At 60.4% G+C, this 15130-nt stretch carries 14 protein-coding genes; 4 read left to right on the top strand and 10 right to left on the bottom strand.

Going from position 1 to position 15130, the window contains the following annotated elements; genetic code table 11:
• Positions 1-21 precede the first annotated feature (21 nt).
• A complete protein-coding gene (locus ACQQCD_RS09020; RefSeq protein ID WP_430268050.1) occupies positions 22-2112 on the bottom strand; it encodes a PhoX family protein in 2091 nt (696 codons plus the stop codon).
• Positions 2113-2313: 201 nt separating this feature from the next.
• Here ACQQCD_RS09020 and ACQQCD_RS09025 point away from each other — a divergent pair, with 201 nt between their 5' ends.
• Together ACQQCD_RS09025 and ACQQCD_RS09030 are read left to right on the top strand one after the other, a co-directional pair.
• Positions 2314-2601, top strand: a complete 288-nt coding sequence (locus tag ACQQCD_RS09025; RefSeq protein WP_430268051.1) for a helix-turn-helix domain-containing protein — start codon at positions 2314-2316, stop codon at positions 2599-2601.
• Entirely contained in the window at positions 2598-3830 is a 1233-nt protein-coding gene (locus ACQQCD_RS09030) for a type II toxin-antitoxin system HipA family toxin (protein ID WP_430268052.1), read from the top strand. Before ACQQCD_RS09025 ends, ACQQCD_RS09030 begins: the two co-directional genes overlap by 4 nt.
• Positions 3831-3859: 29 nt before the next feature.
• Here the strand turns inward: ACQQCD_RS09030 and ACQQCD_RS09035 are convergent, their stop codons facing one another.
• Positions 3860-4891 (bottom strand): o-succinylbenzoate synthase, encoded by a 1032-nt coding sequence (locus tag ACQQCD_RS09035; RefSeq protein WP_430268053.1) that lies wholly within the window; start codon positions 4889-4891, stop codon positions 3860-3862.
• Positions 4892-4967: 76 nt separating this feature from the next.
• On the opposite strand from ACQQCD_RS09035, the gene ACQQCD_RS09040 reads away from it, so the two are divergent.
• Entirely contained in the window at positions 4968-5867 is a 900-nt protein-coding gene (locus ACQQCD_RS09040; protein ID WP_430268054.1) for a phosphatase PAP2 family protein, read from the top strand.
• 23 nt (positions 5868-5890) lie between these two features.
• Here the strand turns inward: ACQQCD_RS09040 and ACQQCD_RS09045 are convergent, their stop codons facing one another.
• The 7 genes from ACQQCD_RS09045 to ACQQCD_RS09075 form a co-directional block, all read right to left on the bottom strand.
• On the bottom strand, positions 5891-7129 hold the full coding sequence (locus tag ACQQCD_RS09045) for an MFS transporter (RefSeq protein WP_430268055.1): 1239 nt from the start codon (positions 7127-7129) through the stop codon (positions 5891-5893).
• A 6-nt stretch (positions 7130-7135) separates the two neighbouring features.
• Positions 7136-8287: a MinD/ParA family ATP-binding protein gene (locus ACQQCD_RS09050; protein WP_430268056.1), complete on the bottom strand. Its 1152-nt coding sequence runs from the start codon at positions 8285-8287 to the stop codon at positions 7136-7138.
• A 93-nt stretch (positions 8288-8380) separates the two neighbouring features.
• On the bottom strand, positions 8381-8824 hold the full coding sequence (locus ACQQCD_RS09055) for a VOC family protein (RefSeq protein ID WP_430268057.1): 444 nt from the start codon (positions 8822-8824) through the stop codon (positions 8381-8383).
• A gap of 232 nt (positions 8825-9056) precedes the next feature.
• Positions 9057-9887, bottom strand: coding sequence for an MBL fold metallo-hydrolase (locus tag ACQQCD_RS09060; protein WP_430268058.1), 831 nt, complete (start codon positions 9885-9887; stop codon positions 9057-9059).
• Positions 9888-9972: 85 nt separating this feature from the next.
• Positions 9973-11397, bottom strand: coding sequence for a dihydrolipoamide acetyltransferase family protein (locus tag ACQQCD_RS09065; RefSeq protein ID WP_430268059.1), 1425 nt, complete (start codon positions 11395-11397; stop codon positions 9973-9975).
• 5 nt (positions 11398-11402) lie between these two features.
• Complete coding sequence (locus ACQQCD_RS09070; RefSeq protein ID WP_430268060.1) at positions 11403-12410, bottom strand: alpha-ketoacid dehydrogenase subunit beta; 1008 nt, start codon at positions 12408-12410, stop codon at positions 11403-11405.
• On the bottom strand, positions 12407-13618 hold the full coding sequence (locus ACQQCD_RS09075) for a thiamine pyrophosphate-dependent dehydrogenase E1 component subunit alpha (protein WP_430268061.1): 1212 nt from the start codon (positions 13616-13618) through the stop codon (positions 12407-12409). Before ACQQCD_RS09075 ends, ACQQCD_RS09070 begins: the two co-directional genes overlap by 4 nt.
• Positions 13619-13761: 143 nt before the next feature.
• On the opposite strand from ACQQCD_RS09075, the gene ACQQCD_RS09080 reads away from it, so the two are divergent.
• Positions 13762-14205, top strand: a complete 444-nt coding sequence (locus ACQQCD_RS09080; protein WP_430268062.1) for an Lrp/AsnC family transcriptional regulator — start codon at positions 13762-13764, stop codon at positions 14203-14205.
• Between the two features lie 12 nt (positions 14206-14217).
• Here ACQQCD_RS09080 and rfbA read toward each other — a convergent pair whose 3' ends face one another.
• Positions 14218-15102: a glucose-1-phosphate thymidylyltransferase RfbA gene (gene rfbA / locus ACQQCD_RS09085; protein WP_430268131.1), complete on the bottom strand. Its 885-nt coding sequence runs from the start codon at positions 15100-15102 to the stop codon at positions 14218-14220.
• Positions 15103-15130: the final 28 nt, after the last annotated feature.

The following is a 15130-nucleotide window of genomic DNA, read 5'->3' on the forward strand; positions in this document are numbered from 1 at the left end:
CAAACAGTTTCTATGCGAACATCACTTTTTGAAGATCTGTACGACGGCGGGACGCGGTGCGCGCACTTGGCCCTTCTTGGGCTTCGCGCCAGCGGGCACGTAATCCGGGAAGAAGGAATGCTGGTCCGTGAAGGAACCTTCTTCACCCGGGTGCTGGACCGACACAAAAACGTTGCGTTCCTCGTCGTGCACAATCGGGCCACAGGTTTCGGCTTCACGTGGCACGGCTAGGAACTGCTCCACGCGTCCACGTTCGCTGCCTTCTAGGGTGACTTTGAAGAGACCGTCTGCCTTGGCGATGGTGGAAGGCGCGCCGTCGGTGGAGATCCACAGGTTCCCTACGGAGTCGAATGCCACGTTGTCTGGGCAAGAGATAGGGGAAACCTTCTCTACCGGGTAGCCACCGAAGTAGGTGCTGCCGTTTACCGAAGGATCGCCGCAGACCAGGAGCAGGTTCCAGAAGAAGCGTGTTGAGGTCTGGTCGCCGCGTTCGGTGATTTCCACAATGTGGCCGTCGCGGTTGGTGGTGCGCGGGTTTGGCTCCGTTGCGCCTTCTTTGCCGGTTTTGCCGCGGTCGGTGTTGTTGGTGCAGGCTACGTAGACTTTGCCGGTGGCCAGTGAGGGCTGGACGTCTTCGCAACGGTCCATTTTGGTGGGGTTGACCTTGTCTGCAGCCAAACGCGTGTATACCAGAACTTCTGCCACGCTCATCCCGGCAACCTTGGATTGACCGTCTTCAACCAGCGGGATCCACTGCCCGGTACCGTCGAAGGCACCGTCTGAGGGGAGCTTGCCGCTGCCGTCGATTTCGGCGGCCGAGGAGTCGCCGGTGAAGCGGGCTACGTAGAGGTCGCCTTCTTCGAGGAGGGTCATGTTGTGCGCGCGGTCGGCTGCTGTATTTCCGGAACGGTACTTGTTCTTGGACACAAACTTGTACAGGTAGTCGAAGCGCTCGTCGTCACCCATGTAGGCCACAACGTGTCCGGAGCTAGCCACAATTACGTTGGCGCCTTCGTGCTTGAAGCGGCCCATCGCTGAGTGCTTGCGCGGGGTGGAGGTGGGGTCAAACGGGTCAACTTCTACGATCCAGCCGAAGCGGTTGGCTTCATTTTCGTATCCGGCATTTCGGGTGTCGAAGCGAGGGTCGTCCAGCTCCCAGTTGCGGGCGGTGGGCTTGCTTCCCAGGCCGTAGCGCTTGTCCGAGGCAGAGGTTCCGGGGGTGACAAAGTAGCCGTTGAAGTTTTCTTCACCGGAAAGGATGGTGCCCCAAGGGGTGGTGCCGCCGGCGCAGTTGCCCAGGGTTCCCTTGATGGCAGCACCGGTGGGGTCAGCAACGGTCTTGACCAGCTCGTTGCCAGCTGCGGGCCCGGTGAGCGTGTACACGGTTTCGGTGAGGTAGCGCCGGTTCAGCGGCGCACCCTTGACGTAGTTCCACGGCTTGGTGGTGTTTTTACGTTCAAGTTCGACGACGGTCAAACCGTGTGCGGCGCGGCCCACTTGGCGCACTGTGGCTGCGTCAGTGGTGGCCGGGAACATGATGTTCTCGTTGGTGTATTCGTGGTTGGCGAAGAGGACGGCGCGGCGGCCCTTACTACCGGGGATCTGGATGATGTCCGAGTAGTCGTTGTTGTAACCGAATTGGAGTTCTTGAGCTGCGCCGCTCTGGTTGTTGATGTCGAAAGCGGGTGCGTCGTTGAAGAGCGGGTCACCCCAGCGGATGATCGGCTGCCAGTCAAAACCTTGAGGAACCGTAAACGCGTCAACTGCTGCATCCACAGGCTTGATGGCGTCAAAAGCGAGCTTGCTTTTGTGCCCGTGCTTAGCGGCGCCAGCCAAACCAGCGGCCGCGTTTCCTGAAGCAGCGTTTGCTGTGCTTGCGGCGTTTCCGCCAAGGACAACTGCTAGGGCACCTACGGCGCCTGCGCCGAGGGCTTGGCGGCGGGTGAACGCGGCGGAAACAACGTCACGGAAGTAGCCGTTGGAGCTGGTGTTGCAAACTTCACCAAAGCAGGCGTTGTCGCATTTGAGCGCACAAGTTACAGGGCTGCGCTTGCCCAGTGTGTGTCCGGCCATGGGCAGGAGCTGAATCTTGCGGTTGGTGTCCAAAGACATCTGAGGGACCTTTCAGGGGTGCGTACTGCGGTCCCGTACAGCCAAACAGTCCCCCGCGACATCCACCCCAAAATCGAGTGAAATCGAAGTGAACTCGGTCACTGGAAGTCAAGCGCAGCCAAACGCGCGCCGTCCATTATGCAGCGAAATCTATGCATAACAGGTAGTTGAGCTTATGATTGTTTTCATAAGGGAGGCGTGATGGCTGGGTACAAGATTGATCGTCAAATGAAAGAATTTGGCGAACACGTCCGTGGCTGGCGGATGGTTCTGAATCTGACACAACAGCAGGTTGCCGAACGCGCGAACACCACACGGGACACGCTGAGGAAGATTGAGACCGGGAGCGGCGGGGTTGGTTTTGCAGTTGTTGCCCAGGTATTGCGTGCGTTGGGGCAGCTGGACACTGTGGTATCCGCCGTCGATCCGCTAAATAGCGATCTTGGCCGAATTCGTGCAGGGAACCTCAACAAGAAGCGGGCCCTATGACCACCATTGAAGTCTACTTGGGCGACGGCGATGCGACCCTAGTTGGCCAGGCCCACTTGACGCGAAACCGCGGCCAGTTGTCAACGACTTTCCTCTACAGCTCGCAATATCTCTCGGGCACACATGCTGCGATCGACCCTGCACTCCCTCTGGTTCCCGGTGCTCAACACCAGTTGGGTCTTGCGGGGGCATTTGCGGACAGCTCACCCGATAGATGGGGCCGTAATCTCATAGAAAAAGCAGAACGGGCCAGCGCCCGCGAGGAGAATCGGTCGGTACAAAGCCTTGACGATCTTGACTTCCTACTTGGAGTCAGCGATGACACACGGCAAGGTGCTCTTCGATTTCGGATGCCGGACCAGCTCGACTTTCTTGGACGGCCTTCGAAGGTTCCTCAGTTGGTTTCGCTACCGGAGCTCCTGCGCGCTTCAGACCAGCTATCGCGTGATGGCGATACGTCCGCTGCGGTCAAACAACTGCTCGATACCGGAACTACAGGTCTGGGTGGCGCGCGTCCCAAAGCGTCATTTCGATTTCCTGATCAGGGATTGGGCATTGCAAAGTTTCCTCACGCGAGCGATCAGTGGGACGTTATGGCGTGGGAGTCGACAGCTCTGGACCTACTTGGCCTCGCTGGCATCACGACGCCCCTTCATAAGCTGGTCACCGTGGGCGAGAGGTCCGTGTTGCTTTTGCGCCGGTTTGACCGCTCCCCGTTAGGATCACGCATTGGCTACATCAGCGCCATGACCGCAACGGGATCCACCGACGGTCAGCGCCGCGATTACGCGGACATTGCCGAGTCCCTCCGCGATCTCTCCAGCAATCTGAAAAGCGATCAGCGTGAGCTCTTCGACCGCGCCGTTGCGAACGTGGCACTGGGCAATACGGATGATCACTTGCGCAACCACGGCTTACTATCGACGGGCCACGGCTGGGCCATGAGTCCGGCTTTCGACGTCAACCCGAACCCTGATCTGGCACAGCGCCGATCAACGTCGATCATGGGTGCGGATACTTTCGACGATGAAGTTGCAGGCCTTCTAGCGTTGGCCGACGAATGCGATTTGACGCTCAAAAACGCCAAAAATCGGATTGGTGCAGTGGCGGGACATCTGAGCGGATGGCAGGCGGTCGCACGCAAAAATGGCATACGAGGTCAGGAGGTCACGATGATGGCTGAATCCTTGACTCCTCGTCTTGAAGCACTCTTGGCAGCCGCAGTCTAGGCCACTTCCCCCGGACCGCTACTAACCGCTTAACTGCTCAGCACCGCGTACGCCTCCCGAAGCCGCTGTAGCCACCACTCGCGTCGCGGCGCCGCGGCCGTGAACTGCGTCAACAGCGCTGGGTCCGGGTCAACATCGCGGATGGTGATGCCGCCGTCGTGCACTGTGAGGGAGTCGGCAACCACGTCCCCCGCCATCAGCGAAACGGTCCCCAGCCCGCACGCATACGGGAGTTCCGGCAGCGCCGCGGCTAGGGCCAGGCCGGCGCGGATTCCCACTGAGGTGTCTAGGGCCGAACTCACAACGGCGGGGAGCCCGGCTTGCGCCACAATATCCAGCGCGCGCTGTACTCCCCCGAGCGGGGCGACTTTCACGATGATCAGATCCGCAGCCCCGGCCCGGGCTACTTTGAGCGGGTCCTCGGCTTTGCGGACTGATTCGTCGGCGGCGATGAGGAGAGGGTTGCCGGTGGCGCGGAGTTGGCGCCTAGTTTCTGCGAGGCCGGGGACGTCCGGGACGGGTTGTTCGGCGTATTCGAGATTGTATTGAGCCAGGGCGTTGAGGGTCGCGACGGCGGTGGGCACGTCCCAGCCACCGTTGGCGTCTACTCGCAGGCGTGCGTTAGGGGCGGCAGCGCGCACGGCGGCCACCCGGGCGAGGTCATCAGCGGGGGTTTGGCCGGACTCGGCTACCTTGATTTTGATGGCGTCCACACGACCAAACCCGGCGAGGACGTCGGCCACACGGCCGGGCGCCACGGCGGGAACCGTAGCGTTGACGGCAATGCTGGTCCGCAGCGGCGGGGGGAAACCTTGCCATGCTGCTTCGATGGCCGCTGCGAGCCAACGTGAGGACTCGTCCGGCCCGTATTCCAGGAACGGCCCAAACTCGCCCCAGCCGGCTGGCCCGTCAAAGAGCATCACTTCGCGGTGCAGGACGCCTCGGAATTTCACGCGCATAGGAATGGAGACCACATGCGCGGAGGCAAGCAATTCCTCAAGCGACGGCAAAGTCTCCTTTGGCGGGGTCCCCTTGGGGGTTGACTCAGCGGGACTGAACATCCCCCCAGCCTAGCGAGCACCCGTGACATTCCGTGCCATCACCAAGCCTCCAGAAACTTGTGACACCCTTAAACAAATGAACAACGTCTACCAGCACTCTCAGCGCCGGGCGGCCCAAGGAACGGGGCTGCTATTTTTTGTTGCCACAGTGGCCTGCCTACTGGCGCTTGCTGGCACGTACTACTTTTTTGTGCGCACCACTACCGGGCAGTTTATTGACGAGTCAGCACTGGTCGAGGCCACTGCACTCAACGGCCCGGCCACTCGAACCTCCACAAAATTCTTGGATGCTTTGCCCGTGATCTCACTGGTTTTAGCGAGCATTGTGGTCCTGTTCGTCACCATCGGGCGGCATCGTTGGGCCGCCGCAGGCATAGCCCTTGCTGCGTGTGCTGGTGCCAATGCGGCCACCCAACTACTCAAAAACTGGTTCCCGGCGCGCCCTTTCACGGGTGTGCAAACACTTGAGCTGAATTCTTTACCTTCGGGTCACACCACCTTGGCGGCCTCGGCTGCTGCCGCGGTGGTCCTTATGGTGTCCCCACGGTGGCGACCCTTGGCAGCGTTCGCTGGCGGTAGCTTCGCCGTCGTAACCGGCGTTTCTACCCTGATCAACCAGTGGCACCGGCCCTCTGACGTGGTGGCGGCGTACTTAGTGGTGGGCGCGTTTATGCTCCCGGCCGGTTGGTTGATGATGCGGCTGGGTAATGCGTGGAACGTGTGGGATGGCTTCGGCGAACATTGGGCCGCCTCGCGCTGGTGGCTGTTGCTGCCCGTGGTTGCCGGGCTGAGTGCTGCCGGGGTTGCCGTGTATTCGTTGGTGAAGATCGCCCCCGGCGACGGCCAAGAAACCTCCACCACCAACTACTTTTGGTCCGGTGTGGCGCTGATTGTGATCGCCGGATACTTATGTGTAGTGGCCGTGACCTGGCTTTTTGCCCATGCAGCTAGGCGACGGGCCCCGGCAGAACTGTAAGCGAACCGGCATTTGGGGCAGCTTTAGTAATTCCTGTGGTGTTTGAGCCGGGGAATGAACACACCCAAAACGGCTGCGGCTGCGAATCCGATTACCCCAGTGGCGGCAACACCGGCGCCGAGGGACACTGTTGCTGTGACTGCCGAGAGCAGTACGGGGCCGCCGGTTCCGCCGGCATCGGCCATAAATCGCCAAATCCCCAAGAACTGCCCGCGGCCACGGTCCGGAGAGAAATCCGCCCCCAGGGTCATAATGAGCCCGGAGCTGATTCCGTTGCCAAACCCAATCAACAGGGAAACCAACAGGAGCGAGACAAAGGTGCTGGTGAGCGGGATCAGAAGCAACGCCACACCCATAATCAGGGTGGACGGGATGGCCACCCATTGCCGGCCTTTGCGGTCCATCAGCTTTCCCGCAGGGTAAAACACCAGCATGTCCACTGCACCGGAGAGTCCGTAAATAATCGAGGCGTGGGTGGCATCAAGCCCCAGATTCTCAGCCCACAACGGGATCACCACTTGCCGGGAGGCCCTTAAAGCACTGAGCAATAAAATGCCAGTGCCCAGGCTGAAAAATACTGTCCGGTGGGAAACAGCCACGGATCGCAGCGTGGGCTCCGGGCCCCTAAAACCGTCCTTGCCCGTGGGTGAGTAGACCAGGTCTGGGATGGTGATGGACAGTGCCGCTGCGGCGAACATCCCCACCACACCCACCCAGTAGGCGCCGGCCATTCCCCAAAAATGCATGGCACCGGCACCAATAAACGGACCCAAAAAGATCCCAATCCGGCTTACCCCGCCCAGCGTTGACAAAGCTCGTGCACGGAAGTCCACCGGCACGGCTTCAGTGAGGTATTTCTGGCGGGCCAAACTAAAGACGCTCGAGGCCATACCAACCACCATCATGGCTGCGGCAAGAACCCAAAGCCCAGCACCGGCGTCGGACGTTCCGGAAGGACCCGCACGCCCAAACTGGGCGGCAAGCGCCGCCGCGATGAGTGCCAAGCCGCTCGCAAAAGCTGCACCAACAATTGCCCAGCGTTCACCAAACTTGAGGGTAATCAGCGATGCCGGCAGGTTAAAGAACCAAGAACCCAAACCGATGAGCGTGACCACCAAAGCTGCCACAGCAACACTTCCACCGAGCTCGCGGGCGGTCAGCGCAACCACCGGGAGGATGGCGCCTTCGCCTATACAAAAAAGGAGCGCGGGTCCAAAAGCTGGAACGGCAATACTGCGAAGGCTAAAACGTTCTGAAGTCATTAGTGGTTAGCGGTAGCCGTCCACAATTGCTGCGGCGATTTCCTTATACGCGCGGCGGGTTTCCGGGCGGAGCGCGTCAAGGGTAACGAGGTCCCCGTCTGCCACACCACGGTCGTGTGGGACGGCGATGAGTTGGCGGCAAATTCCGGCCAAGTATTCCTCAATGGCGTCCTTGTCCACGCGCGAGGAAACCTCGTCTTTGTCAGTGATAACAACAATCGCGTTGCGTGCTAGGTCTTCGTAGCCGTGCCCGGCCAACCATTGCAGAGTGCTGCGTGCGCGTTTGGCGCCGCTCACCGCGTATCCGGCGGCCACAATGAGGTTGTCCGCGGATTGCAAGATCCCGCTCATAGCGTTGTGGGTGACGCCGGTTCCGCAGTCAGTCAGGGACAGCGAGTAGTAAGAGTCAATGAGTTTGCGGATGCGCAAGTACTCATCGGCAGTGAGCGAATCTGAAACTTCCGGGTCCTGCTCCCCCGCGATCAGGTGCAAACGTCCAGCGTGGTGCATGTAGCGGGAAAGGTCTGTGAGCGAATCGATTGATTCCAGATTTTTGAGCAGGTCCGTGATGGTTCGCGGTTGCTGGGTGCGGTAAATGCCTTCACCGAGGGCACGTTCCACGAGGTCACCGGAATCCGGGTTGGCGTCCACAGCGCAAGGCGGGTCACCACGGTACTCGGCGAGCATCAGGCCCACACCCACGGTGGTGGACGTCTTGCCGATGCCACCCTTAAGCGACAGGACTGCAGTGTTGTAACTGCCGTGGAGTTGGCGGGCGATGCGGCTTTCTAGCTCTTGCTCTTCACGCTGTTTTTGGCTGGGACCGAGGTTGATGGCACCGGCGGAAATCGAGTAGAGGATTCCGCGCATACCGCCGGCGGGACGGACTTTCTGCTCGCGCACAAAGGAGGTGTGGGTCGAGGGGAAAACCGGGACGTCGGCAACTGCAGGCTCAGCGGCTGAGGCAGCCGGAGCGTTAGTTTTGCTGGTGGGCACAGAGCTGATCACTGGCGGGGTTCCGGACTGCCGGAAGCCACCAACGTAGTCTTCGGTTTGTACTTCAGTGGGCTCGGCTTTGCGCCGATCGCGGCGCCGGCGTAGTTCCGGCTCCGGCTGGTCGTTGGGCGCAGAGTTGGTGTGGTCCACCGGTGCGGGCATGCTGATCTCCCCAGATTGGCGTAGTGGTCCGCAACGATCCGCCGCGGCTAGCTCCGAACTGCCATTCTATGGGGAAATCAGCCCGCCCGGGGACTAAGCAGCCGGTGCCGAATCGCCTTGGTCGCCGCTCTGGGTTGCAATGTTGAAGAGCCAGTTGATGCCAAAGGCATCTACGAGCATTCCAAAGGTGTCGCCCCACGGCGCCTGGGTCAGTGGCTCCACCGTTTGACCGCCGGCCACCAAGGAGTTGTAGTAGCCGCGCAGCGTTTCCTCGTCATCGCCACTGAGGGAAATGGAGATGTTGTTCCCCTCGTTGTACTCCATGTACGCCGGGGTGTCCGATGCCATGAGCGTTAGGCCGTTGGGAGTCTTCAGCATCGCGTGCATCACCAAGTCCGCGTCCTCGGGGCCTTGGCTAGCACCAAAATCTGCGAAGGTGTTGACCGTCAGTTCCCCTCCAAATACGGAGTGGTAGAACGTGATTGCCTCGCGGGCGTTGTTCTTGAAGCTGAGGTAGGGATTGAGTATTACGGCCATAACGGTTCTCCTGTGTGCGTTTTTGATGTGCGATTTTTTGAGGTGTTAAGCAGGGGCGCTGGCCGCAGATGAGAAAACCCGCTCCAAGTTCGTGGGGGGACGTCTTGAAGCGGGTTTCACCCAGCCTAACTGAAGATTTTTGCCCCGCTTAGGGTTTTAACGGTTTCTTAACGCTGCGGCGTTGAAAGTACTGCGACAAGAAGTACTGCGGCAAGAAGTACGACGGCGGGACTTACCTACCATTGGCGCGTTCACTGTGTGTGGTCTCGCCCAGGCGTGTGATGAACCAGCGCGACTGGATGGGCCCATAGGGCAGGATCGGGATGGCTTTGGTAGCGTCGCTGGGTGCTTCGCGGGTGACTTGACGGGCTTGCCGGACGGCTGTGCTCATGGTCTCGGCCATGGTTTTCACAAATCCGTCAGCAACCGTTTCGCCGTGTCCGGGGACGAGGAATTCGTAACGGTGGCGAAGTGCTGAGATGTGCCGGAGGGTATCTGCCCAGTCTTCCGGGAAGGAGTCCTCAAAGGAGGGGTGCGAGCCCTGTTCTACCAGGTCGCCAGCGAAGAGGACTTTGCTGGTCCCCACTAAGAGGTCGCCGTCGGTGTGACCGCGGCCTAGGTAGAACAGTGTTGCCACTTGCCCGCCCAAGTCAAGAAGCACTGGCTGTTCACCTATCAAGGCGGTGGGCACCACAATGTTGACGTTGTTTCCGGTTTTGTCCGCCATTTCGGGTTCGAAAGCGGCCACCTCGGTGCGCTGCTTTTCGCCGCTTTTGATGATCTGTTCGGCACAGTTACTGTGCGCCCAAAACTCGGTGGCGCCGTCGGCCGCAAAAACTGCATTGCCATAGAAGTGGTCATAGTGGGCGTGGGTGTTCACAACTACTAGGGGTAGTTGGGTGATCTCGCGGACGGCGCTGAGGATTTCAGCCCCTTGCCGCGGGCCCGATCCAGTGTCGATGACCAGCGCGCGTTCAGTGCCCACCACCAAACCGGTGTTCAGCAGTGCTGAGTCAGTGGTGAGTAGATAGTTTCCATCGCCAAGTTCACGCCAACGGGACATCCAAACCTCCTGGTTGAGCCTCAAACCCGCACCAACAGTTCTTTGCTGCGATGCGCCGTTGGAAATCGATTCTACCCGTAGCCGCTTAGAGGTCGGCGAGGACGGTGGCAGGGGTTTGAATGGCGCTGGCTACGTAGTTGAGGAAGCCGCTCGCGGTGCCGCCGTCGCAGACTCGGTGGTCAAAAACGAGGGTCAGTTCGGTCACCTTGCGCACGGCCAACTCTCCGTTGACCACCCAGGGACGGTCGATGATCCGTCCGACTCCGAGCATCGCCACCTCGGGGTGGTTGATGATCGCTGCGGAACCGTCCACACCAAACACGCCATAGTTGTTCAGTGTGAAGGAGCCGCCGCCAAGTTCGGCCGGTGTTCCTTTTCCGGAGCGGGCTACCTCAGTGAGGCGTCGAATTTCGGCGTCGAGTTCTAGGGCGCTGAGCGCGTTAGCGTTCCGCACACTCGGGGACACCAGCCCGCGGTCGGTCTGCGCTGCGAAGCCCAGGTTCACTCCCCCAAGCTGCACGATCTCTTGGCTGCCGTCCGGCAATGTCTCGAATCTGGTGTTCAGCTCGGGGTACTTTTTGAGCCCAGCCACTACAAAGCGAGCAATAAACGCGAGCAGCCCTGGTGTGGCATCGGGCCGTTGAGCTTTGAGCTCGGCCCGCATCTGCACCAGCGCGGTGGCGTCAACGTCCAGCCATACTGTTGCCTCGGGAATCTCACTGCGGCTGCGCGCCATGTTCGCGGCCACTGCTTTGCGGACACCACGCACAGCAACACGCCCGACGACGCCGAGCCCGGTTCGCGTGTCCATCTCACCAGCGGTGCCGCTCCCCGCTGCCGGGACACCCGCGGCAGCGGCGGTCTCCGGTGCGGCAATCCGAGCTTCAACGTCGCGGCGCATAATCAGCCCACCGGAACCACTCCCCGCAAGGCTATCGAGGGCAACCCCGTTCTCGCGAGCCAGTTTCCGCACCAAAGGCGAAATCACCGAGGACACCTTGGCGGGCACGGCAGTGTTAGCCGCAGTACCCCGCGGAGCCCGGCTCCGCCGAGCACTCGAAGCACCGCCAGGCGTCCCGTACCCAATAAGTACGTTCCCGGATCCCGCGCGTTCCTCCTCGCGATACGCCGCCGCAGCGGATGATGCCGCCCCGGGAGTGGCATCGGGCCTGCCGGAGCTGGACGGCTCGCTGCTTGCAGCAGAGCCGTCCAGCGTAGGGGCGGGGGCGGCATCATCCGCGAAGGAGCCGGAACCGACACCAACGGAAGAACCAACCGAAATCAGCGGCTTCCCCACGTCCAAGGTCTCTCCCGGGGCACCGTGAAGTGTTACCACAACACCGCCATAGGGCGAGGGCACTTCAACCATGGATTTGGCGGTTTCTACTTCGGCGATGGGCTGATCCACCACAATGGTGTCCCCTTCGGCTACCAGCCAGGTCACCAACTCTGCTTCGGTGAGTCCTTCGCCAAGGTCCGGCAAGAGGAAGACACGTAAGGAATCAGACAAGGGAATCAGTCCTCCCACTGCAGCTGATCTACGGCATCGAGGATGCGGTCCACGCTGGGTAAGTAATAGTGCTCGAGTTTGGGAGCCGGGAACGGGACATCGAAGCCTGTGACGCGCAGGACGGGTGCTGCGAGTTGGTGGAAACAGCGTTCTTGGACGCGGGCCACAATCTCGGAGGAGACCGAGGCGAATCCGTGTGCTTCGGCAATAACTACTGCCCGGCCGGTCCGGCGCACTGACTCACACACTGTGGCGTCGTCAAAAGGGACTATGGTGCGCACGTCGATCACTTCGAGTGACCGGCCCTCTAAGGCCGCGGCTTCGGCGGCGAGTAGTGCGGTGGGGACAGAGGGGCCGTAGGCGATGAGCGTGGCGTCGGTTCCGGGGCGTGCCACGGCGGCGTGACCTTCGCTCGTTTCGCCGGCGGCAGCCCGCGCGTCGTACTCTTCCGCCAGATCGGAAAGGGACACATCGTCCTTACTCCAGTACAACTTTTTGGGTTCCATAAAAATGACGGGATCGTCGGAGGCGATGGCGTCGCGGAGCATCCGGTAGCCGTCGGCCACGGTGGCTGGTGTGTAGACCTTGAGCCCGGCAGTGTGGGCGTAGTAGGACTCGGAGGAGTCGCAGTGGTGCTCCACTCCCCCGACTCCACCGGCATATGGGATGCGGATAACGAGAGGAAGTTTCACGTGCCCGCGGGTGCGGTTGTGCATTTTGGCTACGTGGCTGAAGATCTGTTCGAAGGCCGGGTAGGCGAAGGCGTCGAACTGCATTTCAATGACGGGGCGCATCCCGTTGATGGCCATTCCCACGGCCATTCCAACGATTCCGGATTCGGCCAGTGGGGTATCAAAGCAGCGGTCTTCTCCGAAGGTTTTCATCAGCCCATCGGTGATGCGGAAAACTCCGCCCAGACGTCCAACGTCTTCGCCGAAGACCAGGACTGAATCGTCGGCGGTCATGGCGTCTGCCATGGCGGTGTTGAGTGCTTTGGCGAGGGTAACGCTCACTGGGCACTTCCTTGGGGTTCGACGACGGCGCTGGTACCGGCGGTGCGTGCGGCAGCAGCATCGCGGGAGAGTTCGTCCGCGAGCAGTGCTGATTGTTCGGCTAGTTGGCTTGTTTGGCGTTCGAAGACGTTACTAAAGAGGTCGAGCGGGTTAATGTCCGCGTCTTGGTTGAGGCCGTCCCGGAGCTGGGTAGCGATTTCCTCGGCGCGGTCCGCGATTCGTTGTTCGCCGTCGTCGTCCAAAATGTTCCGGCCCTTAAGGTAGGCGCGCATCCGCGGGACTGGGTCTTTGGCGCGCCAGGCGGCGACTTCTTCATCGCTGCGGTAGCGGGTGGCATCGTCGGCGTTGGTGTGGGCTTGCATGCGGTAGGTGATGGCTTCCACCAAGAGTGGACCGGAGCCTTCACGGGCGAGATTAACGGCGCGGCCTAGGACGGCGAGGACTGCTACAAGGTCATTGCCGTCTACGCGTTCCCCGGCCATTCCATAGCCCACCGCTTTGTGGGCCAGGGACGGTGCCACGGATTGGTGGGCGAGCGGGACGGAGATGGCGTAACCATTGTTTTGGACAAAGAAGATCACGGGTAGGTGGAAGACTGCGGCGAAGTTGAGGGCTTCGTGGAAGTCCCCTTCGCTCGTGGCACCGTCTCCGCACATGGCCAGGACCACTGTGTCTTCGCCGCGGAGTTTGGCGGCGTGCGCTACACCCACAGCGTGGAGGAGTTGGGTGGTGAGCGGGGTGGATTGGGCGCTGACTTTGTATTGCTGAGGGTTGTAGCCAGCGTGCCAGTCACCGCGGAAGGAGGTCATCACTTGGACGGGATCCACGCCGCGGGTGATCACGGCGACGGTGTCACGGTAGGTGGGAAACATCCAGTCGTTGGCGCCGAGGCAGAGTGCGGCACCTACCTGGCAAGCTTCTTGGCCGTGGCTCGAGGGGTAGACGGCCATGCGGCCTTGCCGGACCAAGGCCGAGTTCTGATCGTTAATTCGGCGTCCGACGACGAGGTGTTGGTAGGCGTTTAGGAGGTGTGAATCGTCCGGGATGGGGTATTCGTGGCCGGGTTCTGCGCCTTGATCCGTGTGGGCGATTGCTTGGCCAGCTTGATCTACCAACGCGATGGTGTGACGGGCGGGGAGCATGTAGTCCTCAACGCTGATACCAAAGCGGAGGCCGGGCGCGGAGGTGTGCTGGGTGGGGGTCGTCATTGATCCATCCTTTGAAGGCAAGTTTCACCTTCAGTATGGCTTTGACGTTTGTTCTGTATCTAGTAATTCCGGGAATCGTGGAGATCTTGCTGGATCCGGCCTAGTGTGGAAGACGAATTGCACAATGTGGGCTGAATGACACGATGAGGTGTGGACAATTGGACGAGGTGGACCGCGCGATCGTTGCGGAGTTGACGCGTGATGGCCGAATGTCAGTGACGGCGGTGGCGGAGAGCGTTCACATTTCCAGGGCCCACGCATATTCGCGGATTGCACGGCTGACGGAGTCGGGTGTGCTGAGCAAGTTCACGGTGCTGGTGGATCCCATCAAGGCCGGCTTGCGGTCATCGGCGTATGTAACGCTCAAAGTTCAGCAGCATGCTTGGCGGGAGTTGCGCGAGAAGCTGCGCGAAATCCCTGAGGTTCACCACATTGCCCTTGTGGGCGGGGACTTTGACGTGATCCTGCTGGTGCGGGCCGTTGACAACATTGACCTGCGCCGCGTGATCTTCGACCAACTGCAATCCATGCCAGGGGTAATCGATACGCAGACGTTTTTGGTGTTTGAGGATCTGGATGTGCGGTGAAGTTGGTTACCCCTACCGTGGGTGGTTCATGTGGTTCTCGTCAAGCAATCCCAAAAGGTAGGCACCGTAGCCGCTCTTTACCAAAGGTTCCGCACGGGTCCGGAGTTCGTCGTCGTTCAGGAACCCAGCACGCCACGCTGTTTCCTCCGGCGCCCCGACTTTGAGTCCTTGGCGGTTCTCTAAGGTCCGGATGAAATTCGATGCGTCATTGAGGTCATCGAAGGTTCCGGTGTCCAACCAGGCGGTGCCGCGAGGCAGGACCTCCACATGGAGTTTTCCCAGTTCCAGGTACCGCAGATTAACGTCAGTGATCTCAAGTTCACCTCTTGCCGATGGTTTGAGCCCGCGCGCAATGTCCACCACGTTGTTGTCGTAAAAGTACAGCCCCGGAACCGCATAGTTACTCTTAGGGACGGGAGGTTTCTCTTCGAGGGAGATTGCGTTACCGTCCGGATCAAATTCAACAACACCGTAGGCGCCGGGGTTTTTGACCCAATAACCGAACACCGCCCCGCCGTCGATCTCGGTAAAACGGGTCAGCTGGGTTCCCATGCCCGGCCCGTAAAAGATGTTGTCTCCCAACACTAAAGCCACCGAGTCGTTACCAATGTGATCTGCTCCAAGCGTGAAGGCCTGGGCCAAGCCGTCAGGGCTGGGTTGCTGAACGTAGCTGAGGTTCACACCAAACTGTTCACCATCACCAAGCAACCGTTGAAACTGCTCCGCATCGTGAACAGTGGTGATGATGAGGATGTCCCGGATGCCCGCAAGAATGAGCGTGGACAGCGGGTAATAGATCATGGGCTTGTCCCAGACAGGTACCAGTTGCTTGCTGATACCTCGAGTAATTGGATGGAGCCTGGACCCCGTTCCGCCTGCCAAGATAATTCCTCGCATGCTACGCATCATCGTCTCTTCATGTGAC

The organism is Pseudarthrobacter sp. J1763 (assembly GCF_050490295.1).
GTDB lineage: Bacteria > Actinomycetota > Actinomycetes > Actinomycetales > Micrococcaceae > JBNPEO01.